This is a genomic window from Pseudolysinimonas sp. (assembly GCF_057350545.1).
The window spans coordinates 1-21,299 of record NZ_JBMRCP010000079.1 but is presented as its reverse complement, the minus strand read 5'-3'; the positions used below and the strand labels follow the sequence as shown (position 1 = coordinate 21,299).

General features: G+C 71.2%; 26 protein-coding genes and 1 tRNA gene. 13 read left to right on the top strand and 14 right to left on the bottom strand.

Annotated elements, in window-relative coordinates:
• Genes ACO1X9_RS11320 through ACO1X9_RS11310 form a run of 3 tightly spaced genes read left to right on the top strand, consistent with a single transcriptional unit; the run spans position 1 to position 2,983 of the window.
• A complete protein-coding gene (locus ACO1X9_RS11320; protein ID WP_486350942.1) occupies positions 1-954 on the top strand; it encodes an Fpg/Nei family DNA glycosylase in 954 nt (317 codons plus the stop codon).
• The gene (locus ACO1X9_RS11315) at positions 954-1,565 is read left to right on the top strand and encodes an FMN-binding negative transcriptional regulator (protein WP_486350941.1); all 612 of its coding nucleotides are present in this window, start codon (positions 954-956) and stop codon (positions 1,563-1,565) included. Before ACO1X9_RS11320 ends, ACO1X9_RS11315 begins: the two co-directional genes overlap by 1 nt.
• Entirely contained in the window at positions 1,562-2,983 is a 1,422-nt protein-coding gene (locus ACO1X9_RS11310) for an amidohydrolase (RefSeq protein WP_486350940.1), read from the top strand. The genes ACO1X9_RS11315 and ACO1X9_RS11310 overlap by 4 nt, the downstream gene beginning before the upstream one ends.
• Positions 2,984-3,160: 177 nt before the next feature.
• Here ACO1X9_RS11310 and ACO1X9_RS11305 read toward each other — a convergent pair whose 3' ends face one another.
• Positions 3,161-3,646 carry a Dps family protein gene (locus ACO1X9_RS11305; RefSeq protein ID WP_486350939.1) on the bottom strand — a complete coding sequence of 162 codons (486 nt, stop codon included), beginning with the start codon at positions 3,644-3,646 and terminating at the stop codon, positions 3,161-3,163.
• A 202-nt stretch (positions 3,647-3,848) separates the two neighbouring features.
• Between ACO1X9_RS11305 and ACO1X9_RS11300 the strand changes: the two genes are divergently transcribed.
• Together ACO1X9_RS11300 and ACO1X9_RS11295 are read left to right on the top strand one after the other, a co-directional pair.
• The gene (locus ACO1X9_RS11300; RefSeq protein WP_486350938.1) at positions 3,849-5,207 is read left to right on the top strand and encodes a sensor histidine kinase; all 1,359 of its coding nucleotides are present in this window, start codon (positions 3,849-3,851) and stop codon (positions 5,205-5,207) included.
• Between the two features lie 135 nt (positions 5,208-5,342).
• The gene (locus ACO1X9_RS11295) at positions 5,343-5,993 is read left to right on the top strand and encodes a response regulator transcription factor (protein ID WP_486350937.1); all 651 of its coding nucleotides are present in this window, start codon (positions 5,343-5,345) and stop codon (positions 5,991-5,993) included.
• A gap of 66 nt (positions 5,994-6,059) precedes the next feature.
• On the opposite strand, the gene ACO1X9_RS11290 is transcribed toward ACO1X9_RS11295, so the two are convergent.
• Genes ACO1X9_RS11290 through ACO1X9_RS11280 form a run of 3 tightly spaced genes read right to left on the bottom strand, consistent with a single transcriptional unit; the run spans position 6,060 to position 6,964 of the window.
• Complete coding sequence (locus tag ACO1X9_RS11290) at positions 6,060-6,377, bottom strand: hypothetical protein (protein ID WP_486350936.1); 318 nt, start codon at positions 6,375-6,377, stop codon at positions 6,060-6,062.
• 5 nt (positions 6,378-6,382) lie between these two features.
• The gene (locus tag ACO1X9_RS11285; protein ID WP_486350935.1) at positions 6,383-6,577 is read right to left on the bottom strand and encodes a PLDc N-terminal domain-containing protein; all 195 of its coding nucleotides are present in this window, start codon (positions 6,575-6,577) and stop codon (positions 6,383-6,385) included.
• Between the two features lie 36 nt (positions 6,578-6,613).
• Positions 6,614-6,964: an ArsR/SmtB family transcription factor gene (locus tag ACO1X9_RS11280; RefSeq protein WP_486350934.1), complete on the bottom strand. Its 351-nt coding sequence runs from the start codon at positions 6,962-6,964 to the stop codon at positions 6,614-6,616.
• A 265-nt stretch (positions 6,965-7,229) separates the two neighbouring features.
• Here ACO1X9_RS11280 and ACO1X9_RS11275 point away from each other — a divergent pair, with 265 nt between their 5' ends.
• Both ACO1X9_RS11275 and ppk2 read left to right on the top strand, forming a co-directional pair.
• Positions 7,230-7,409 carry a hypothetical protein gene (locus tag ACO1X9_RS11275; protein WP_486350933.1) on the top strand — a complete coding sequence of 60 codons (180 nt, stop codon included), beginning with the start codon at positions 7,230-7,232 and terminating at the stop codon, positions 7,407-7,409.
• Positions 7,410-7,460: 51 nt separating this feature from the next.
• On the top strand, positions 7,461-8,267 hold the full coding sequence (ppk2, locus tag ACO1X9_RS11270) for a polyphosphate kinase 2 (protein ID WP_486350932.1): 807 nt from the start codon (positions 7,461-7,463) through the stop codon (positions 8,265-8,267).
• Positions 8,268-8,277: 10 nt separating this feature from the next.
• On the opposite strand, the gene ACO1X9_RS11265 is transcribed toward ppk2, so the two are convergent.
• The 7 genes from ACO1X9_RS11265 to ACO1X9_RS11235 form a co-directional block, all read right to left on the bottom strand.
• Positions 8,278-8,694, bottom strand: a complete 417-nt coding sequence (locus ACO1X9_RS11265; protein ID WP_486350931.1) for a pilus assembly protein CpaE — start codon at positions 8,692-8,694, stop codon at positions 8,278-8,280.
• A complete protein-coding gene (locus ACO1X9_RS11260) occupies positions 8,691-9,215 on the bottom strand; it encodes a Dps family protein (protein WP_486350930.1) in 525 nt (174 codons plus the stop codon). The genes ACO1X9_RS11265 and ACO1X9_RS11260 overlap by 4 nt, the downstream gene beginning before the upstream one ends.
• A 26-nt stretch (positions 9,216-9,241) precedes the next feature.
• On the bottom strand, positions 9,242-9,943 hold the full coding sequence (locus tag ACO1X9_RS11255; protein WP_486350929.1) for a glycosyltransferase family 2 protein: 702 nt from the start codon (positions 9,941-9,943) through the stop codon (positions 9,242-9,244).
• Positions 9,940-11,232, bottom strand: coding sequence for a PIG-L family deacetylase (locus ACO1X9_RS11250; RefSeq protein ID WP_486350928.1), 1,293 nt, complete (start codon positions 11,230-11,232; stop codon positions 9,940-9,942). Before ACO1X9_RS11250 ends, ACO1X9_RS11255 begins: the two co-directional genes overlap by 4 nt.
• Positions 11,226-12,230, bottom strand: a complete 1,005-nt coding sequence (locus ACO1X9_RS11245; RefSeq protein ID WP_486350927.1) for an acyl-CoA dehydrogenase family protein — start codon at positions 12,228-12,230, stop codon at positions 11,226-11,228. Before ACO1X9_RS11245 ends, ACO1X9_RS11250 begins: the two co-directional genes overlap by 7 nt.
• Positions 12,231-12,287: 57 nt before the next feature.
• On the bottom strand, positions 12,288-12,479 hold the full coding sequence (locus ACO1X9_RS11240; RefSeq protein ID WP_486350926.1) for a helix-hairpin-helix domain-containing protein: 192 nt from the start codon (positions 12,477-12,479) through the stop codon (positions 12,288-12,290).
• 45 nt (positions 12,480-12,524) lie between these two features.
• A tRNA-Gly gene (locus ACO1X9_RS11235) sits at positions 12,525-12,595 on the bottom strand.
• Between the two features lie 161 nt (positions 12,596-12,756).
• On the opposite strand from ACO1X9_RS11235, the gene ACO1X9_RS11230 reads away from it, so the two are divergent.
• Positions 12,757-13,716: a TIGR03557 family F420-dependent LLM class oxidoreductase gene (locus ACO1X9_RS11230; RefSeq protein WP_486350925.1), complete on the top strand. Its 960-nt coding sequence runs from the start codon at positions 12,757-12,759 to the stop codon at positions 13,714-13,716.
• Here the strand turns inward: ACO1X9_RS11230 and ACO1X9_RS11225 are convergent.
• Together ACO1X9_RS11225 and ACO1X9_RS11220 are read right to left on the bottom strand one after the other, a co-directional pair.
• Positions 13,713-14,324 carry an NAD(P)-dependent oxidoreductase gene (locus tag ACO1X9_RS11225; RefSeq protein WP_486350924.1) on the bottom strand — a complete coding sequence of 204 codons (612 nt, stop codon included), beginning with the start codon at positions 14,322-14,324 and terminating at the stop codon, positions 13,713-13,715. The genes ACO1X9_RS11230 and ACO1X9_RS11225 overlap by 4 nt on opposite strands.
• A 34-nt stretch (positions 14,325-14,358) precedes the next feature.
• Positions 14,359-14,724 carry a cupin domain-containing protein gene (locus ACO1X9_RS11220; protein ID WP_486350923.1) on the bottom strand — a complete coding sequence of 122 codons (366 nt, stop codon included), beginning with the start codon at positions 14,722-14,724 and terminating at the stop codon, positions 14,359-14,361.
• Between the two features lie 152 nt (positions 14,725-14,876).
• Here ACO1X9_RS11220 and ACO1X9_RS11215 point away from each other — a divergent pair, with 152 nt between their 5' ends.
• On the top strand, positions 14,877-15,845 hold the full coding sequence (locus tag ACO1X9_RS11215; RefSeq protein WP_486350922.1) for an aldo/keto reductase: 969 nt from the start codon (positions 14,877-14,879) through the stop codon (positions 15,843-15,845).
• Between the two features lie 24 nt (positions 15,846-15,869).
• Here the strand turns inward: ACO1X9_RS11215 and ACO1X9_RS11210 are convergent, their stop codons facing one another.
• Positions 15,870-16,781 carry a LysR family transcriptional regulator gene (locus ACO1X9_RS11210; protein ID WP_486350921.1) on the bottom strand — a complete coding sequence of 304 codons (912 nt, stop codon included), beginning with the start codon at positions 16,779-16,781 and terminating at the stop codon, positions 15,870-15,872.
• Between the two features lie 113 nt (positions 16,782-16,894).
• On the opposite strand from ACO1X9_RS11210, the gene ACO1X9_RS11205 reads away from it, so the two are divergent.
• The 4 genes from ACO1X9_RS11205 to paaK are packed head-to-tail and all read left to right on the top strand — an operon-like array spanning position 16,895 to position 20,993.
• Positions 16,895-17,746 (top strand): inositol monophosphatase family protein, encoded by an 852-nt coding sequence (locus ACO1X9_RS11205; RefSeq protein ID WP_486350920.1) that lies wholly within the window; start codon positions 16,895-16,897, stop codon positions 17,744-17,746.
• A 33-nt stretch (positions 17,747-17,779) separates the two neighbouring features.
• Positions 17,780-18,418 carry an NADPH-dependent F420 reductase gene (locus ACO1X9_RS11200; protein WP_486350919.1) on the top strand — a complete coding sequence of 213 codons (639 nt, stop codon included), beginning with the start codon at positions 17,780-17,782 and terminating at the stop codon, positions 18,416-18,418.
• Positions 18,415-19,698: an amidase family protein gene (locus ACO1X9_RS11195; protein WP_486350918.1), complete on the top strand. Its 1,284-nt coding sequence runs from the start codon at positions 18,415-18,417 to the stop codon at positions 19,696-19,698. The genes ACO1X9_RS11200 and ACO1X9_RS11195 overlap by 4 nt, the downstream gene beginning before the upstream one ends.
• Entirely contained in the window at positions 19,695-20,993 is a 1,299-nt protein-coding gene (gene paaK / locus ACO1X9_RS11190) for a phenylacetate--CoA ligase PaaK (protein WP_486350917.1), read from the top strand. Before ACO1X9_RS11195 ends, paaK begins: the two co-directional genes overlap by 4 nt.
• The last annotated feature ends 306 nt before the right edge of the window (positions 20,994-21,299 follow it).

Genomic DNA, 21,299 nt, shown 5'->3' with positions numbered 1-21,299 from the left:
ATGCCCGAGGGACATTCCGTCCATCGGATCGCTCGGCAGTTCGAGCGGTCGTTCACCGGCCCGCCCGTCGCGGTGTCGTCGCCGCAGGGACGCTTCGCCGCGGGCGCCGAAGCGCTCGACGGGCACGCGATCGTGCAGGCGCGCGCCGTCGGCAAGCAGCTGTTCCTCGAATTCGACCACCAGCTCTGGTTGCGCGTGCACCTCGGGATGTACGGCGCTTGGGATTTCGCGGGTGACATCGCCGTCGATCCCGTGTCGCCCGCGGAGCGTGGGGCCCGCGCGGCGAAGGTCGTCGGTGCGAACGAGGATTCCCCCTGGTCGATCGGCGCGCCGCGGCGCACACGGCTCAGGATGGCGGAGAGCGAGAAGCTGCAACCCGAGCTCCAGGAATGGCCCCCCGCTCCGATCGGCCAGGTGCGGGTGAGGCTGCTGACCTCCACCGCCGTCGCCGACCTGCGCGGCCCCACCGCGTGCCAGGTGCAGACGGTGGAGGAGGTCGACGCGACGATTGCGCGGCTCGGCCCCGACCCGCTCGTCGACGGCCCAGCCGGCGAGGACGCCTTCGTCGACAACGTGCGCAAGCGCAACGTCGCGATCGGGCAGCTGCTCATGGACCAGGAGGTCGTCGCCGGCATCGGCAACGTGTACCGAGCCGAACTGCTGTTCCGCGCGCGACTCGACCCCTACCGACCCGGCAAGGATGTTCCCGTCGAGCTGCTGCGCGAACTGTGGCGCGACTGGTCGTACCTGCTCGGCGTCGGCGTCGAGACCGGTCAGATGCTCACCATGGACGGCCTCACCGGCGAAGAACTCGAACGGGCGAGAGCATCCCGCGACGACCGCCACTGGGTCTACCACCGCACCGGCGAACCCTGCCGCCTGTGCGGCACACCGATCGCGATGGCCGAGATGGCGACGCGCAACCTCTACTGGTGCCCGAAGGATCAGGTCTGATGCGTCACACCCCCACTTACCTGCTCGACGACCCGGCCGAGGTGAAGCGGCTCATCCGAGCCAACCCGTGGATGACCTACGTCTCACCCGCGTCGACCGGCCTCGTCGCGTCGCACTACGCGACCCTGCTCGAAGAGACCGGCGACGACTCGATCTCGCTCGTCTCCCACTTCGGTCGCCCCGACGAAGTCGCTCACGAGCTCGGCAAGCACGAGGTGCTCGTCATCGTGCAGGGCCCGCACGGCTACATCTCGCCCAACTGGTACGCCGAAGGCGACTTCGTGCCCACCTGGAACCACGTCACCGCCCACCTCTACGGCGTGCCCGAGCTGCTCAGCGACGACGAGAACTTCCGCATCCTCGGCGAACTCGTCGACCACTTCGAGCAGCGGATGCCGACCCCCGTCTCGCTCGAGATCGACGAGGAGAAGGCGAAACGGATGGCTCGGGGCACCGTCGGGCTCCGCCTGCGGGTCACCCGCTTCGACGCCCGGGCGAAGCTCTCGCAGAACAAGACGCCCGAGGTGCGGGAGTCGATCATGACCGCCCTCGAGGGCACCGGCCCCTACTCGGACTCCGCGCTGGCCGCCGAGATGCGGCGGGTGCCGTGATCCTTCGAAATGTCCGTTCCCTGGTCGGGCTGCTGGGGAGCGCGCGCGAGTCAAGAGCGGGGACCCCTACCCCGATTGACTCGCGCACGCTCCCCAGCATCCCTGTCGCGGACCTCGAGGTTCCCGGGCCCGAGGGGGTGGAGGTCGATGTCGAAGGTCGCTGGATCCTCCCAGGGTTGTGGGATCATCACGTGCACTTCGGGCAGTGGGCGATGGCGTCGCGGCGGCTGGATGTGGCGGGGGCCGCATCGGCGGCGGAGGCCGCCTCGCTCGTGCGGGCGCACGTCGCCGCGCATCCGCCTTCGGCGGGGACGGTGTATCTCGCGTCGGGGTTCCGTGACGGGTTGTGGGCGGATGCGCCGTCGCCGGAGTTGCTCGAGGCGGGAGGCATCCCCATCGCGGTGCTGTCGGCGGATGTGCACTCGCTGTGGCTCAACGCGGCCGCCGTGCGACTTCTGGGGTTGCCCGAGGGGGAGTGGTTCCTGCGCGAGCAGCCGGCGTTCGATGCGACACGGCGGATCACCGAGGTTCCGGCCGACGTGCTGGACGGGTGGGCGGTCGAGGGGGCGGCGCTCGCCGCCTCTCGTGGGGTGACGGGGATCGTCGACTTCGAGATGGAACACGCCCCCGGCTCGTGGGTGCGGCGCTTCGGGGCGGGCTTCCGCGGGTTGCGGGTGCGGGCGGTCGCCTACCCGCATCAGGCGTGGCCGCTGCCGCCGACGGTTTCGCCGCTGCTCGAAACGGGGCCGTACAAGCTCTTCACGGACGGGTCGCTCAACACGCGCACGGCGTGGTGCTGGGACGACTATCCCGGCACGACCGGCGCCGGGCTGCCGACCTACGGCCCCGGCGAGCTGCTCGCGGCGGCCCGAGAGGGGGTCGCCCGCGGACTCTCGCCCGACATCCATGCGATCGGAGACCGAGCCGTCACCGAGGCGATCGACGTGTTCGAATCCCTCGGCATCCCGGGCACGATCGAGCACGTGCAGCTGGTGCGCGACGAGGACATCCCGCGGCTCGCCCGTCTCGGGATCACCGCGTCGGTGCAGCCGGAGCACGCGATGGACGATCGGGATGTCGCGGAACGCTACTGGGCGGGACGCACCTCGCGGGCGTTCGCGTTCCGGGCGCTCGCCGACGCCGGGGTGGAGCTCGCCCTCGGCTCCGACGCGCCCGTCGCCCCGCTCGACCCGTGGGTCACGATGTCGGCCGCCGTCACCCGCTCCCGCGACGGGCGCGACCCGTGGCATCCCGAGCAGGCGCTCACCCCGCTCGAAGCCCTCCGCGCGACCGCCCACGACCTCCCCGGCGACCTCGTCATCGTCGACGCCGACCCCCTGGTGCCGGAGAACCTCCGGCACATGCCCGTGCACGCGACGATGGTCGCGGGGGAGTGGACCTTCGGCCCCTACGAGTAACCCCGAGGCGGTTTCGACACGCGGGCTGCGCCCGCTACTCAACCACCGACTGTGAGACCACATCGCCGTCCGGGTGACGCAGCGAGGGGCTGGATGCCTTGCGCGAGTGAATCGGGGTAGGGGTCCCCGCTCTCTTCACTCGCGCAAGGCATCCAGCCCCTCGCACGGACGAGAAAACTACGCAGCGATGTGCGCGAACAGGAACCAACGATCTTTCTCGAGCCCCCGAGCGATCTCGATGGCGATGTCCTGCGACGCCGGGTCGAGTTCGGCGAGTTCGTCGATGGCGACGCGCACCGACTTGAGGGTGGCGTCGATGCCGGCGATGACTTCGGCGACGGTGGTGTCGGACTGCTGGAATCCGGCGCTGAGCGGCGGCACGGTGGTCTTGGCGGCGACGGTGGCGATGCGCGCGTCGATCGGCAGGCCGAGGGCGACGACGCGTTCGGCGGCGGTGTCGGCGTAGTCCTGCACGTGCTCGACGACGGTGTCGAGGAGCTCGTGGATGGCTTGGAAGTTGGCGCCGCGCACGTGCCAGTGGGCCTGCTTCACGTTGACGACCATGGCTTCGAGGTCGATGACCATCGGCTCGAGGAACTGGGCGACTCCCGCGGTGACGTCGGGGTCGATGGCGCTGGTGGGTACGGTCTTCACGTCGGTCATGGCTTGTGTCTCCCTGGTGTGGTGTCTGGTTCAACGGTACTCAGCGCGAAATGTTCCGCAAGCGAGTTGAGGCTGGCCTATTTATGGGTTACCTCACCCGTCGCAGCGCGGGGGTTACCCCGAATGGGTTCGGGATGCGGGCTCCCTCCCGTCGTGGCGACCGGGTGGCGAGGCTGGGGGTACCGACACAATGGAGACGCTCATGACGACCTCGACCGAGACTCTGCCCGCGACGCCGCGGCCGCTCTACTGGCGCCTGTGGGGCGGCGCGCCGAAGGATCTGCTGTTCCTGCTCATCGGGTTCCCGATCTCGACGGTGCTGTTCGGCGTGTCGATCGGCCTGTTCTCGGCGGCGGCGGGCACGATCGCGACGTTCTTCCTCGGGATCATCTTCCTCGTCGCCCTGTTCTACGTGGCCCGCTTCGGCGGCACTCTCGAGTTGATCCTGCTGCAGTGGATCGGGCGCCCCGCCATCCGTCGCCCCGACTGGCGTGACCGCGAGTCGGGCACGGGGTTCCTGCCGTGGGTGCGGTCGCTGTTCGGCAACGGGCACTACTGGCTGTATTCGGTGTGGGCGACCTTCGTGTCGTTCATCATCTCGACGGTCTCGTTCGTCATCGCGGTGACGTGGACGTCGATCGCCCTCGGCGGTCTGACGGCGTGGATCTGGTATCCCTTCATTCCCGACGGCCGGGACTTCTATCTGTCGACGTGGCTGCTCGAGCGCACGACGGCGATCGGGCCGGGGTTCGACGGCTGGGTGGGCGACCTCGTGCTGCAGTTCGTGCTCGGCCTCGTCTTCACGGCGCTGCTGCCGTTTGTGCTGCACGGTCTCACGTGGATGCACTGGGGTGTCGCCCGCGGGATGCTCGGCGCGTTCCGCACGGAGGCCCTCCAGCAGGAGGTAGCGACGCTCAGCGAGTCGCGCACGGCGGCGGTGGCCGCGGAGGGCACGGCGTTGCGCCGGCTCGAGCGCGACATCCACGACGGTCCGCAGCAGCGGCTGGTGCGGCTGCAGATGGACATCGCGGCGGCGGAACGTCAGCTCGACTCCGACCCGGACGCCGCCCGCCGGCTGCTGGAGGAGGCGCGGCAGCAGTCGAAGGATGCTCTCGAGGAGCTGCGTGCCCTGTCGCGCGGGTTCGCGCCGCCGATCCTGCTCGATCGCGGTCTCGTCGCGGCTCTCGAGTCGCTCGCGGTGCGCAGCGCCGTCACGGTGCGTGTCGTCTCGTCGCTGCCTCCGGGTACGGGCCTGCCGACGGAGCTCGAGCGGAACGCGTACTTCATCGCCGCGGAGGGGCTCACCAACGCGGTGAAGCACAGCGGCGGGTCGGCGATCGATCTGAGGATCGACCTGCGGCGGCTCCCGGAGCCCGACCAGACCTGGCTCGACATCACGGTGACCGACGACGGTCGCGGCGGGGCGAAGGCGGTCGCGGGTCATGGTCTCGCGGGCCTTCAGGAGCGCGTGCTCGGCCAGGGCGGCACGCTCGACATCTCGAGCCCGAAGGGCGGCCCGACCGTCGTGACGGCGCACCTCCCGGTGACCTTCGCGGGTTGAGTGCCGCCGAAGGCGGACCGCTTCCGCGGGTTGAGTGCCGCGAAGCGGTGTATCGAAACCGAGCACGGGCAACCTGTCAGGTTTCGATACACCCGCTGCGCGGGCACTCAACCCGCGGCATGAGGGGAGAATGACATGGTGAGTGGATTGCGCGTGGTGGTGGCCGACGACTCGGTGCTGCTGCGGGAGGGCCTCGTGCGGGTGCTCGTCGAGGCGGGTCACGAGGTGGTCGGCTCGTTCGGCGACGCCGACTCGCTGCTCGCGGAGGTGGAGGAGCTCGCTCCCGATCTCGCGGTGCTGGATGTGCGGATGCCGCCGACGTTCCGCGACGAGGGGGTGCGCGCCGCGATCCGGTTGCGATCGCTCGTGCCGCGCACGGGCATCCTGCTGCTCTCGCAGTACGTCGAGGTGGCGTACGCGCAGGAGCTGCTCGGCAGCGGCAGCGGGGGTGTCGGGTACCTCCTGAAGGACCGGGTCGCGTCGCTCAGTGAGCTCGTGGATGCGATCGACCGCATCGCCGACGGCGGCACGGTGCTCGACCCGGAGGTCGTCGCTCAGCTCATCGGCCGCCGCAACGACCCGCTCGCGACGCTCACACCCCGCGAGCGCGAGGTGCTGCAGCTCATGGCGGAGGGTCGCACGAACGCCGCGATCGCCGAGGCGCTGTTCATCGGCGTCGGCGCGGTCGAGAAGAACGTGACGGCGATCTTCGGCAAGCTCGCGCTCGAAGACTCGGGCACCGACCACCGCCGAGTGCTCGCCGTGATCGCCTGGCTGCAGCGCTAGAGGTTTTGTCGGGTTAGTTGCACATTGTCGCGTCCTCCGGCGGCGTTCTGCGACTGCCCGGACGGTTCAGGCCCGCCGACGCAGCAGCAGTGCGAGCGCGATGTGCAGCAGCGTCGTGACGGCGACGAGCACGGCGCCGAGCCCGCCGATGCCCGACATCGCGATGAAGACGAGGTTGAGCACGAGGCTCACCCCGCCGACGACGATCGGCACGAGGGGCCGCCGCAGGCTCGGGATGGCGAGCATCCCCAACACCCCAGCGATGACGACGAGGTTGCCGGCGATGCGCAGCGGCTCGACCTGGTCGATCGCGACGTGCAGCACCGCGTCGCCCGCGTTGAGCACCGCCGTCGCGACGAGCAGGATGCGGAGGAGGGGTGGCACGCCGCTCAGCGCTTCGCCACGCGGCCGCGGCCGAAGATCAGCCAGAGCAGCGACCCGATGACGCTCAGGAAGAAGGCGACGAGGATCCAGACGAATTTGCCGAAGCCGCCGTGGTTCGGGTTCTTCACGATCGACACGACGGTGACGATGAAGATGATGAGGCCGACGATGCCGCCGAGGGTGAGCGAGACGGGTTCCATGGCGCGACTCTAGCGAGGCGGCGAGGCGGCGGGCGGTCAGACGCTCGCGAGCAACCCCGACACGGTGTCGAGCGACCCGGGCACGATGCGGTAGTACGCCCAGGTGCCGCGCTTGGCGCGGGTGAGGAAGCCGGCATCCATCAGCACCTTGAGGTGGTGCGACACGGTCGGCTGGGCGAGGTCGAGCGGCTCCGTGAGGTCGCACACGCAGGCTTCGCCGTCGGCGTGGGCGGCGACCATCGAGAGGATTCGCAGCCGCGCGGGGTCGGCGAGGGCTTTGAGCGAGCGGGCGAGGCTCTCGGCGTTCTGGGTCTCGATGGGCGCGTGCGTGAGCGGCGCGCAGCACGACGCGAGATCGGTCAGCGGGATGAGCTCGGCCACGGGCATGCGGACATCCTCTCACACTGCATTGACATCCATCGATCTATAGGTCACGGTAGCTGCATCGACACACATCGATGGAAGGAGGATGTCATGAACGACGACTGCTGCGGCTGCATCTGCTGCTGACCCCATCCGTCCGGCCGTCGCGTACGGGCGGCCGGACCCCGCCCCACCGTCGGAGTGTTGTGGACTTCGCACAACGCGAGCCGCGGTCGAATTCGTGAATCCGTCAATCGGCAGCCGACGCCGACATCCCTAGCGTCGAAGGATGCGCTTCACGATGGACATCGACCTGACGGCACTGAACGGTGACACCGAAGCCGAGCTCGGCCGCATCCTGCGGTACTGGGGCGGCAACCTGAAGTACTACGACCTCACGCAGCCGGTGCCGGATGTCGAGTGCAGCGACTCGACGTACGCCCCCGTGGGTGCATGGCGGGTGTCGTAGTCGGAGCGCAAGCCCCCGGGCCGCATCCGCTCGCCCGCCTAGCGTGAGCGCATGAGCCCGAAGACACGACGGATGGCGAAAGCCGCCTACGAAGAGGAACTCGCGCGGCTGCAGGTCGAACTGGTCGAGCTGCAGCGCTGGGTGCTCGAGTCGGGTGCGCGCGTGGTCGTGATCTTCGAGGGCCGGGATGCCGCGGGCAAGGGCGGTGCGATCAAGCGCATCGTGCAGTACCTCAACCCCCGCAGCGCCCGCGTCGTGGCGCTGCCCGTTCCGAGCGAGCGGGAGCGCGGCCAGTGGTACTTCCAGCGGCACCTGTCGCACCTGCCGACCACCGGCGAGATCGTGCTGTTCGACCGCTCCTGGTACAACCGCGCGGGCGTCGAGCACGTCATGGGCTACTGCACCGACGAGGAGTACGAGCGGTTCCTCGCGCAGGTGCCGGTGGTCGAGAAACTGCTCGTCGACGACGGCATCCTGCTCATCAAGTACTGGTTCTCGGTGTCGGACAAGGAGCAGCAGCGCCGGTTCAAGCGGCGGCTCGACGATCCGATCCGACGGTGGAAGCTCTCGCCCACCGACCTCGAGTCGATCACCCGGTGGGAGGACTACTCCCGCGCGAAGGATGCGATGTTCGCCGCGACCGACTCGGAGCACGCGCCGTGGTGGACGATCGACAGCGACGACAAGCGTGCGGCGCGCATCAACGTGATCCACCACCTGGTCTCGCAGGTGCCGTGGAAGAAGACGAAGCCCGAGAAGGTGAAGCTGCCGCCGCGGCCCGCCGCGGTCGACTACGTGCGCCCGCCCGTCGACGAGCAGCGTTTCGTGCCCGACCATGCGTCGAGCCTCCCCGCGTGATCCGGCGGGCTCAGGTGCTCGCGCGCAGCAACCGCACCAGGGCGTGGCCGTACGCCTCCGCCGGATCGTCGCGTTCGTCGCGGTGCTCCTCGCCGCCCCACCGGGTCGTGACGACGTAGCGGGTCGCCGTGCCGTCGCCCCGTCGCTCGAGCGACACGAACGTCTCACGCAGGAGGTCGCGCACCTGGTCTTCGCGCGGCAGCCACAGGGCGTCGTCGAGCGCGACCGAGTCGAGCGCCCACTCCGTCGTGCCGTTGAAGCCGAGCACCGTTCCGGTCGAGTGCACCTGCGGCTCGATCGTCATGTCGCTCACGTAGAAGACGTCGCCCTCGAAGTCGTCCGAGGAGATCTGGAACGAGTCGCCGGGTGCCGGCGTCCAGGCCAGTCCGGCGTCGCGGAGTTCGACGGCAAGGGCGGTGGAGATCAACTCTCGCGCGGCTCGCGGTGCTCCGCGCTGATCATCCACGACAGCTGCTCGAGCCGGTCGATGATGGCGTGCAGGATGTCGGCGCTCGTCGGGTCTTCCTCGTCGACGTCGTCGTGCACACCTCGGATGGTGCCGACGGTCGTGTCGATGCGGTCGGTGATGAGGTCGACGACCTCGATCGATCGGCGCTCGCCGGGAGGGAACTCGTCGAGGGCTGTCGTGGCCCGCACGACCCCGCTGCGCCCGTCAGCGGTCGCGTGGAGGGCGCGCATCCGCTCGGCGACCATGTCGCTGAACTCGCGCGCGGCATCCACGAGCTCGTCGAGCTGGAGGTGCAGGTCGCGGAAGTTCGGTCCGACGACGTTCCAGTGCGCCTGCTTGCCCTGCGACGCGAGCTCGAGAAGGTCGGCGAGCACCGCCTGGAGCGAGTCGCGGAGCTTCGCCGAGGCGAGGAACCCCTTCTCAGCGTGTTCGCGCTTCGTGCGCGCGACCTGGGGCTTGGTCTGGATGTCGTCGGTCATGCTCTCATCCCACTCCCGGCCGGTCGCTACGTCACGGGGTTGACAGCCCCCGCCGCGCGCAGCAGGTCTTCGCGCAGGTAGCGGGCGTACCCGCCCGGCGTGCGGCCGACGTGGCGTCCGGAGGTCTCGACCGTGAACCCGTCGCTCGCGACGACGACGGCGCCGGCGTCGAAGAGCCGTTCGACGAGGTCGGTGTCTTCATGCTCGGGGGCGGCGAGGAATCCGCCGACCCGCCGGTAGGCGTCGGCCGCGACGCCGAGGTTGGCGCCGTGCACGTGTCCGAGCGACTGCCCGTCGTCGTGCGTGCGGTGCCAGGCGGCGACCTGCTCGGCGGTGAGTTCGTCGAACCGCGGCTGCACGGTGCCGACGACGACCTCCGCTCCCCACGCGGCGAGGTCGAGCTGCCCGGTGAGCCAGTTCTCGGGAACCGTCGAGTCGGCGTCGGTGCTCGCGATCCACGTCGAGCCGCGGGCGAGCGCGTGAGCGACGCCGGCGGCCCGGGCGCCGCCCACGTTCGAGCCCGTCGTCTCGAGCACGGTCGCGCGGTGGCACCGGGCGCGCGCCGCCGTGTCGTCGAGGCAGCCGTCGGCGACGACGACGACCTCGACGGGGACCAGGACGCGCGCCGCCGCCTCGTTGATCGAGCGCAGGCACGCGTCGATGCGGTCGGCCTCATCGCGGGCCGGCACGACGACGGCGATGCGCTCGCTCACGGTGCGGTCGCTCACGAGAGCCCCTCCCGTCGCGCGACCGATCGGTCGTCGCTCGACCAGACTTCGAGCACGAAGTCCTCCTCCTCGTGCGACACGAGTCGCCGCAGGCCGAGGCGGGCGATGCGGGCGTGAACTTCGTCGCCGCTCAGCGGATAGTCGGCGACGGGATGCCGCCAGTGGCAGGCGAGCAGCTCACCACCCGGGGCGAGAGCGTCGCGCGCCGCCGCGAGCACACGGTCGAGCGCGTCGCCGAAGTAGTAGCCCACCTCCGACAGCACGACGAGGTCGAACGGGCCGGGCGGGAAGTCGACGGACGCGTCGCGCAGCTCGACGCGGGCGCCGTCGCGGTCACGGAGCCGCTCGCGGGTCTGCGCCACCGCCCGCTCGGCGACGTCGATCGCGAGCAGGTCGACGCTGCGATCGGCGAGGCGCTCGGTGAGCATCCCGATCGAGCAGCCCACCTCGAGGGTGCGGGGGTAGCGACGCCGGGGGAGTGCGGCGAGGGTCGCGTCTCGCTTGCGCGCCTCGTACCACCGCTCGCGATAGCGCCACGGGTCGTCACGGCGCGAGTACACCTTCTCGAAGTACGCGGGCGGCAGCGCCCCGCGCTCGGTGACGACGAACACCTCGCGGTCGCGCAGGAAGTGCTGGATCACGTCGGCGCGCAGCAGCGGGTCGTCGCCGCCGACCTGGCTCGCGAAGCGCTCGATCGCCCGGCGTTTCCGTTCGACGTCGACCGGCTGCGATCGCAGGGTGTCGCGGGGCAGGGTCGGATCGGTCGGGTCGTCCCAGTGCCACGCCCAGATCGGGTAGCCCGCCACACGCCGCCCGCCCGCGCGTTCGAGCACGACCTCGCCGACGACGCGGTGGTCGCGGTGCCCGTCGCCCGTCCACGGGGCGACCAGAAGAGTGGATGCCGGCTCGCCCGCCAACGCGCGGTCGAGCGCCGCGGCCACGGCATCCCGATTCTCGAGCACCCCGCCGTCGGGGAAGCCGAGCTCGTCGACGGGGATGCCGGGAGCGAGTTCGTCGGGCGCGGCCCGCAGCTCGGCGGAGCGTCGCTCGGGGGTCGCGGGGTCTCCGTCGGCCCCGCCGTCGGTGACGAGCACGACCCGCACGGACAGGCCCGCCTCCGCGGCGGCCGCCATCAGCCCGCCCGCGCCGAGGGTCTCGTCGTCGGGATGCGCGGCGACGACGACGAGCGACGTCACGCCCGTGAGGTCGAGGGGAGGGGCCTCGCGGATGCCCGACGCATCCCAGTCGGCGACGGGGGTGCCGGGCAGGCGGGCGTCGAACGTCACCACGGTGCGGGGCTCGCGGCGACCGCGGAGCCGAGCGACTCGAGGTCGCGCTCCGCGTGGTGCTGCCGGAGGTAGAGGGTCAGGTCGGCGACGCGCTTCGCGTGCGCGGCGTCGAGGGCGAGGGGTGCGGGCCCGAGCGCATGGCCGGCGCGAGCGAGTACATCCTCGGCCACCGCCGCGACGGTGGCACGCACACGCTTCGCGACGATCCGGCCGTCGAGCGACCCTGCGTCGGCGATCGACGCGGCCTCCGCGAGTGCACGCCGCGCGTCCTGCAGCCCGCGGTCGATCGCGCCGAGGTGCATGGTGAGGAACGGGTTGGGCTTCGCGACCGCCGCCGCGTGCACGGCCCGCGCGACTCCGACGGTGCCGCCGTACCAGCACGCCGCCACCCCGATGCCGCCCCACTCGAAGCCCGCGCGGGTGAGGTACCAGCCGGCCTCGCCGACGGGTGACGCGGCCGCCCCGTCGAAGCGCACCGGCCCGCTCGGGATCTCGGTGAGCCCCCGCGCGTGCCAGGTGCCGGACAGCACCTCGACGCCCGGCGCGTGCAGGTCGACGGCGAACAGTCCGCGCTCGGCGTCGCCGACGTGCGCCGTCACGAGGGCGCGGTCGAGGCGGTTCGCGAGCGAGCACCACGGCTTCGTGCCGGAGAGGGTGACCCCGTCATCCCGGGTGGTCGCCGTGAGGGGAGCGTCGCCGCCCTCCGCCGCGAAGACGCCCCACACCCCGTCGGGAAGGTCGTGCTCGGCCTGGCGCAGGATCGCGATCGCGTCGAGGTGCGGCTCGACGGCGCGGACGGCGCCGAGGTCGGCGGCGGCGAGTGTCGCGAGGGTCTCCCACAGGTCGAGCGTCGCGCCCTCGCCGGGACCCGGAGCGCGACGACCGAGTTCGAGGGCGAGCTCGAGTCCGCCCTCGACGGTCGTCGGCAGGTCGTCGTCAGCCGGAAGCGACGCGAGGAGCGCGCCCTCGAAGGATGCGGGGGTGAAACGGACGGGCATGATGCCACTGTGCGGCGCGCGCGCCGCGACCGCGCGGGCTTGACGTGGGGCTGCTCGCTACTCGCGGAAGTGCAGCCCGCGCTCGGTGAGCGACTCGCGCAGGATGCGGATCGCCTTCGGCCCGACACCGTGGATGTCGAGCAGCTCGCGCTCCGAGGCGGCGGCGAGTGCGGCGAGGGTGGTCAATCCGTGGAGGCCCAACTCGCGCGCGGCGACCTTGCCGATCGACGGAGGCAGGTCGTCATCCATGGGTTGAGTCTGCCGGGAGAGACAGTGGTGGGACGAAGTTCGGAGAGGGGCAGACGGGAATCGAACCCGCGTAATCAGTTTGGAAGACTGAGGCTCTACCATTGAGCTACTGCCCCGAAGGTGCGTCCAAGAGTCTAACCGGACGCGGTCGGGGCTTCGTCACGTGCGGGGTCGCGGGGTGGGTTTCGATACACCCGCCTTCGGCGGGCACTCAACCCGCGAAGGGGGGCTGCGTCAAGCCCGTGACGCAGCGCGGGTCGTCGCGTGGAGTGGGGGCATGACGAACTTCGGGTACACCCTCATGACCGAGCAGAGCGGCCCGCGGGCGCTCGTCGACTACGCCGTCGCGGCGGAGCGGCTCGGGTTCGACTTCGCCGTGTCGAGCGACCACTTCTCGCCGTGGCTCACCGAGCAGGGGCACTCCCCGAACGCGTGGGTGACCCTCGGTGCCGTCGCGCAGGCGACCGAGCGCCTGGAGCTCATGACCTACGTGACCTGCCCGACGGTGCGCTACCACCCGGCGGTCGTCGCCCAACAGGCCGCCACCCTTCAACTGCTGAGCGGCAACCGGTTCCAGCTCAACCTCGGCTCGGGCGAGAACCTCAACGAGCACGTCGTCGGCCAGGGTTGGCCGAGCGTGCACGTGCGCCAGGAGATGCTGCTCGAGGCGATCACGCTCATCCAGCAGCTGCTCACGGGCGAGCTCATCACGTGGGAGGGCGAGTACTTCCGCGTCGACTCGGCGCGCATCTGGGACCCCGCGGAGGTCGAGATCGGCGTCGCCGTCTCGGGGGACGCCGGCATCGACCGTTGGGGTGGCCTCGTCGACCACATGGTCGCCGTGCAGCCCGAGAAGGAACTCGTCGAGCAGTGGGACGCCGAGCACGGCCCCGGCTCGCGCAAGATCGGGCAGGTGCCGGTGTGCTGGGCACCGACCGAGAAGGATGCCGTGAGGGTCGCGCACGAGCAGTTCCGCTGGTCGGGTCTCGGTTGGGGCGTGAACTCCGAGCTGCCGACCCCCGCGAGCTTCGCGCAGGCGACCGCGAACGCGACACCCGAGATGACGGCTGCGGCGATCGCCTGCGGCCCCGACATCCCGACGCTCGCGGAAGCGGTGCGGCCCTACCTCGAGGCGGGTTTCACGGATGTGGCCCTCGTGCAGGTCGGCGACGAGTATCAGGAGGAGTTCCTGAAGCACGCCGCCGGACCGCTGCTCGAGGCGGTGCGCGCGCTCTAGCTCTCGAGCGGCGCGAAGACGCCGGGCTTGGCCGACGGGGCCTCCACGACATCCAGCATCGCGGCGGCGACCGTCGCGGCGTTGACCTTCTTCGGCCAACCGGTCGGCGCCTCGGCGAGCGGCACGAAGCGGCGCGTGGGGCTCGCCTCGCCGTCGCCGAGCAGACCGCAGTGCAGCACGGTGCCGCCCGCGGCGAGCACGCCCGCGTCCGCCGCGACTTTGTCCGGCAGCTCGGAGCCCATCGCGAGCTTGAGCATGAGGCGCGTGAAGCCGCCGGCGCGGCCCGCGGAAGGCCCGGTGCCGAAGGCTCCCATCCAGACCAGGCGCGTCGGCTTCGCGGCGGTCGCCGCCCGGGCGCCGAGCTCGAGGGTGCCGCCCTTCTCGCCCTTCGCGACCCCGAGCGTCGAGACGATGACCTCGGACCCGCGCAGTGCGGCGGCGATCGCGGGGCCGTCGTGGACGTCGGCCGTGACGACCGTGAGGCCGGTGGCGGGCTCGAGCTTGGAGGCGTCGCGCACGACGGCGGTCACGGTGTGGCCGCGTTCGAGCGCCTGGCGGACGACGTGGCGGCCGGTGCGTCCGGTCGCGCCGAGGACGGTGATCTTCACGGGAGCACTCCTTCGTGGTCGGGTGGGGGAGAGGTCAGGACGGTGTCGTCGCGGCGACGGCGCGGAGCAGCTCGTCGTGGTCGGCACGGCGGCTCACCTGCAGCATGACGGTGTCGTCGAGCATGTGCGGTCGGTGGCCGGGTGAGGTGTGGAACGCCTCGCCGGCTTCGACGATCTCCTCGCTCCCGTCGACGTAGCGCACCTGCAGCCGGCCCGAGAAGACATAGCCCCAGTGCTCGACCGGGCACGCCTGGTCGGGCAGGCCGGCGAGCATCCGGTCGAGGTTCGTGCCGGCGGCGGCCTTCTGGTACGCGAAGTGCCAGTCTCCCGACTCGGTCCAACGGCCCTCGAAGCCGGGAAGCTCCCGCGCGATCGGAAGACCTTCGAGCAAGACGTGCATGGGGCGATCCTGACCAGCCCGCGCCACGGAGTCCAGTGCTTTTCGGGTCGCATCACGAGTGCATCACGGTAACTAATCAGATGTCGAGCATGCACTTGCCGTTATTCGAGTGGCCTGCCTAGGCTCGCCCCCGACATCGAAAGGAGCGCACCATGCGCACTGTCCCCCTCGGCTCGTCCGGCATCCAGGTCAGCGAGTTCGTCTTCGGCGCGGGCTCGATCGGAGGCGTCGGAACCTCGTCGGCCACCCGCGGTCTCGGCCTCACCGCCGACGAGGGCATCGAGCGTCTCGACGAGGCGCGCGAACTCGGCATCACGATCATCGACACCGCCGACGCGTACGGCGGAGGCGAGAGCGAGAAGGCCGTCGGACGATGGCTGCACGAGCGCGACTCCGCCGACATGATCGTCACGACGAAGGTCGGACTCGTCAGCAAACCCGACGGCACCCGCGGCGTCGACCTCACGCCCGAGCACATCGAACGGCAGCTCGCCCAGAGCCTCGAGCGACTCGGGCGCGTCGACGTCTACCTCTGGCACGCGCCCGACCCGGTCACGCCGGTCGAGCAGTCGCTCGCCGTCATGAGCGAGGCCCAGGATGCCGGACGCATCCGTGCCTGGGGCGTCAGCAACGTGAGCGCCGAGAAGCTGCGGCAGATCCTCGACGTCGCCGACGAGCGGGGGCTGCACCGGCCGATCACCGTCGAGAATCGGCTCAACCTGCTCGACCGCGGCGACGAGGCCGAGGTGCTGCCGATCGTCGTCGCCGAAGGGCTCGGCTACACGCCGTTCTCGCCACTCGCCGGCGGGGTGCTCTCGGAGCGCTACCTCGACGGGGCGGAGCCCGAAGAGGGCAGCCGCATCGCCGTCGCCGGCAACATGTACTACAAGGGATTCCACACGCCCGAGAATCTCGAGAAGGTCACCGCGCTGCGCGAGATCGCCCGCGAACTCAACGTGAGCGTCTCCGGCCTCGCGCTCGCCTGGTTGCGCGACCATCCCGCCGTGACGGCGCCGATCGTCGCACCGCGCACGTCGGCGCAGTGGGACGGGGTGACGGCGGCGGAGAGCATCCGGCTCGATCCGGCCCAGCACGCGCGCATCGCGGCGCTCTTCGGCTGAGCCCGGTTCGGCGGTGCCGTTCGCTCAGGCGACGGTGCCGCCGAACACGTCGGCGAAGGCTCCCCGCACCTGGCCGCGTAGCCAGGCGTGGGCCTTGTCGTTGTCGTAGCGCTGGTGCCAGGCGAGGTAGAGCGACACGGGTGGCGTCACGAACGGGAGCCGCTTCGTGACGAGCCCGAGCGAGTCGAGGGCGTGCGCGCACATCCGCTCGGGGATCGCCACCACGAGGTCGCTCCGCGCCGCGAAGAGCATCGCGGCCGCGCTCGTCGGTGCCGAGGCGACGACGCGTCGGGTGACCCCGAGCCGGTCGAGCTCGTCGTCGATGGGGTCACGCAGGCGACCGCGCCGCGACACCGTGAGCTGCTCGGCCGAGGCGAAGCGCGCGACGGTGAGATCGCCGCCCGCGAGCGGGTGATCGGGACGCATCACGGCGACGAGGTGGTCGTCGCCGATGTGCACGTGGTTGATCTCCGGGAGCTCCGGCTTCGTCGAGCCAACCTCGAGGTCGACCTGCCCGTGGCGCAGCTCGTTGGTGTCGACGCTGCCCTCGGCGAGCATCCTCAGGGCGACGCCGGGTGCGCTGCGGTGGATGGCGACGAGAAGGGCCGGGCCGATCGCCGCCGTCACGGCGTCGTGTCCGCGCATCGTGAAGGTGCGGTGCAGCGAAGCCAGGTCGAGTTCGATCTCCGGGTCGAGCACCGCCTGCGCCCGTTGGACGAGGTCGTGCACCTCGCCGCGCATCGCGAGGGCGTGGGGCGTGGGCGTCATCGTGCGCCCGGTGCGCACGAGGATCTGGTCGCCCGTCGCCCGGCGGATGCGACTGAGCGTGCGGCTCATCGCGGGGGCCGACAGGTGGAGGCGGGCCGCGGCACCCGCGACGCTGCCCTCTTCGAGCAGGGCGTCGAGCGCGGTGAGCAGGTTGAGGTCCAGTTGCACGGCGGTAAATCTACCCGGCTGTGGCCTGCCGTCACAAACAGTGCGTCTGACGCAACTGTTTGGTGCGAATAATGCATTTGACGTTGCCCTTCGCGCTCCATACCGTCGGCTCCGTGCCGACTTCCCGTGAGAACCTCGCCCCCGCCGCCTTCGGCGGAGCCAACCCCTCGCTCGACGACGACCGCGCGCTCGCCCTCGACGTCGCGGCCGCCGTGCAGGCCGCCGGACGACGGATGGCCGAGCTGCTCGACCGCCACCCCGGATACCGCACCCGCGACGAGGTCGTCGCCGCCATCCATGCCAACGACGAGCAGTCGCTCGCGGTCTTCCAGCCCATGCTCACGCGGCTGCGACCGGAGGCGGGCTGGGTCGAGGACGAACTCGAGAGCGGCGCGCTGCCGCCCGGCGAATGGTGGGTGACCGACCCGGTCGAGGGCAACATCAACCACGTTCACGGGATGAACGACTGGGGCGTCACCGCGACCCTCGTGCGCGACAACGCGCCCGTCGTGAGCGTCGTGCATCTCCCGCTCACCGGCGAGACCTTCACGGCCGTCGCCGGCGGGGGCGCCTTCTGCAACGGCGTCCCGCTCACCCCCTCGGGAAAGGTCGCGCTCGACGGCGCGCTCGTCGGCACCGGCCAGGCCAGGCCGGGGGAGTCGGCGGAGACTTTCCGACGGATCGGCGATTCGACGACCGCGATGCTCAACGCCGCCCTCGTCATCCGCGTCTCCGTGCCCGCGACCCTTCAACTCATCCAGGTCGCCGCGGGGCGCATGGAGGCGTTCTGGCAGTTCAGCCAGGTGCGCTCGGGGCTCCTCGCCGGTGCCTTGCTCGTGCACGAGGCCGGCGGGGTCGTCACCGACACGGCCGGCGCACCGTGGGGTCTCGGCAGCCGAGACTTCCTCGCGACGACCCCGGCGCTCCAGGCCGAGGCCATCTCGGTGCTCTCGGCCATCTCGTAACACCCATCCCGCCACTCGAAGAGGAGCAGCACCATGACCACCATCGCCATCCTGGGTTCCGGCCGCGTCGGCCGCACGCTCGCCACCGGGCTCACCGCCGCCGGCCACGAGGTCGTCGTCGGCAGTCGCGACCCCGAAGCGGCCACCCCCGCGTGGGCCGACGCGCCCGCCGAGATCAGCACCGTCGCCGACGCCGTCGCGCGCGCCGAGGTCGTGATCAACGCGAGCCCCGGCGACGTCGCGCTCGGCAACCTCTCCGCGCTGCGCTCGGAGCTCGAGGGCAAGGTGCTCATCGACGTGTCGAACGCGACCGAGAAGGACCCGTCGGGGGCTCCCGGCGACCTGCTCTACCCGAACAGCAGCCTCGCCGAGAACCTCCAGCGTGCCCTCCCGGCGACGCGGGTCGTGAAGACGCTCAACACGATGCTCTTCCCCGTGATGACCGCTCCCGGAGCGCTCACGCATCCGGCCACGGCCTTCCTGTCGGGCGACGACGCCGACGCGAAGGCGCTGACCGCCGGGCTCCTGGCCGACCTCGGCTGGAAGCCCGAGCAACTGCTCGACCTCGGCGGCATCGCCTCGGCGCGCGGCCCGGAGGCACTCATGCTGCTCGTGCCGTACGTGCTGCGTGCCCGCGGCTTCGCGCCGATCGCGATCGGCGTGCAGGCGTGACCGTCGCCGAGGCGGTCGCCGCGGCCGCCCGCTCCCAGGAGTCGCACAACGCCTACATCGCGGTGGTGAAGGATGCCGCGGCCGATCCCGCGTCGACGGGCGAGCTCGCCGGCATCCCGTTCGCGGTGAAGGACAACATCGACGTCGCGGGGCTGCCCACGACCGGAGGGAGCCCGCTGCTCGCCGGTCACCTCCCCGCCGTCGACGCGGGCGTCGTGAGCGTGCTGCGCGAGGCCGGAGCGGTCGTCATCGGCAAGACCAACCTCCACGAGCTCGCGTTCGGCGTCACGTCGAACAACGCGAAGTACGGCCCCGTGAAGAATCCCGTGAACCCCGCGTTCAGCGCGGGCGGGTCGAGCGGCGGGAGTGCGGCGACGGTGGCTCTCGGCGACGTGTCGTTCAGCCTCGGCACCGACACGGGCGGGTCGATCACGCTGCCGGCGTCGTTCTGCGGCATCGTCGGGTTCCGGCCGACGGTCGGGCGCTACCCCGCCGACGGCCTCGTGAACCTGTCGTGGACGCGCGACACCGTCGGGCTCCACACCCGCACGGTCGCCGAGGCCCGGCGCGTCGACGCCGTGATCGCACGCACCCCCCGCGCGGCCGCCGTCTCCCTCGGCGACGTGACCCTCGGCATCCCGCGCTCGCGCTTCGACGACATCGACCCCGACGTCGCCGCGGTGGCGTCTCGGGCGCTCGACAGCCTGCGGGATGCTGGCGTCACCCTCGTCGACGTCGATATCGCCGACGACCTCGCGCTCGGCGCCGGACCGGGGCTCGAACTCGTGCTCTACGAGTCGGTGCTCGCCCTGCTCGCTCGCGCGCGGGAAGCCGCCGGCCGCGACCTGACCTTCGCCGAGGTCGCCGCGCAGATCGCATCGCCCGACGTGCGCGGACTCGCCGAGATGCTCGCCGCACAGCCGTTCCCGGCGGAGGCCTACGAAGCCGCTCGCCGGGGGCGTTGGGAACTGCGGCGCCGGTACTCCCGGGTCTTCGAGGAGACGGGGGTGGATGCCCTGATCGCCCCGTCGTGCGCGGTGCTGCCCCCGCCGCTCGGCGTCGACGACGTCGTGCAGCTCAACGGGCGCAGTGAGCCGCTCTTCGCGACGCTCACCCGCAACACCGCGCCGGGCACCGTCGCCGGGGTGCCGATGCTGACGCTGCCGGCGGGGCGCGCGGAGTCGGGACTTCCCGTCGGCCTCACCCTCGAGGGGCGCTTCTTCGGCGACGACGCGCTGCTCGCGCTCGGCGCCGAGGTCGAGGCGCTCGGCTGGGCATGAACGTCGAGCTCGACGAGGGTGAGCGCCTGAGCCGGCCGGAGCTCGAGGCGCTCCAGCTCGTCCGGCTGCAGGAGACCGTCGCCCACGCGTACGCGAACGTGCCCCTTTACCGCCGCAAGCTCGACGCCGCGGGCGTCGGCCCCGACGACATCCGCTCGCTCGACGACCTCCGGCGCCTCCCCTTCACGACGAAGGACGACCTGCGCGAGAGCTACCCGTTCGGCATGTTCGCCGTCCCCATGGATCGGGTCGCGCGCATCCATGCCTCCTCCGGCACGACCGGCCGTCCGACGGTCGTCGGTTACACGTCGCGCGACCTGGAGACCTGGGCGTCGCTCGTCGCGCGGTCGCTGCGCGCCTCCGGCGTGCGGCCCGGGATGAAGGTGCACAACGCCTACGGCTACGGGCTCTTCACGGGCGGGCTGGGCGCGCACGCGGGCATCGAGGCACTCGGCGCGACCGTCATCCCGGTGTCGGGCGGGATGACCGCACGCCAGGTGCAGCTCATCCGCGACTTCGAGCCCGAGGTCATCCTGTGCACGCCCACCTACCTGCTCACGATCGCCGACGCGATGGAGGAGGAGGGCATCGACCCGCGCTCGACGAGCCTGCGGATCGCGGTGCTCGGTGCGGAGCCGTGGACCAACGAGCTGCGGCAGGAGCTCGAGCAGCGTCTCGGCATCGATGCCGTCGACATTTACGGGCTGAGCGAGGTGATGGGGCCGGGCGTCGGCAACGAGTGCGTCGAGACGAAGGACGGTCCTCACCTCTGGGAGGACCACTTCCTGCCCGAGGTGATCGACGACGCGGGCAACCCGCTGCCGGACGGGGAGGTCGGTGAGCTCGTGTTCACGTCGCTCACCAAGGAGGCGTTCCCCGTGCTGAGGTATCGCACGCGCGACCTCACCCGCCTGCTGCCCGGCACCGCGCGCCCGGCGATGCGCCGCATGGAGAAGATCACCGGCCGCAACGACGACATGATCATCCTGCGCGGCGTGAACCTCTTCCCGACGCAGATCGAGGAGCTCGTGCTCGGCATCCCCGAGCTCGCCCCGCACTTCGTGCTCGAGCTCACCCGGGAGGGTCGAATGGATGCCCTCGCCGTCAAGGTCGAGCGTCGGCCCGAGGTCGGGGACACCGCGAGCGCCGAAGCCGCTGCGCTGCTGGGCCGCCGCATCAAGGAGCGCATCGGGTCGAGCGTCGCGGTCGTGCTCGCCGCACCCGGCGACCTGCCGCGCAGTGAGGGCAAGCTCAAGCGCCTCTACGACCTGAGGGGCGACGGCCCCCGAAGCTGAGAGAGCCGCGCCCCTGGTGGCGGAGGCGCGGCTCTCTCGATCCCTCGCCGGGCTACTCGCCCGTGTAGACGGGCGTGCGACCTTCGCGCATCGCGGCGAGCCGCTCCTGGAAGTCGTGCGAGCCCATGAGCTCGTAGAGCGTCGGGATGAGGTCGGCGAACACGGCGTGCGACGCACCCTCGACGGCGCGGCGTCCGAGACGCAGGGTCTCCCGCGCCGCGCGCGGCGGGTGCTGCGCACGCCGTGTTCGCCGACCTCATCCCGACGCTCTACGAGCTCATGGGCTCGCACGACTTCCAGGAGCGG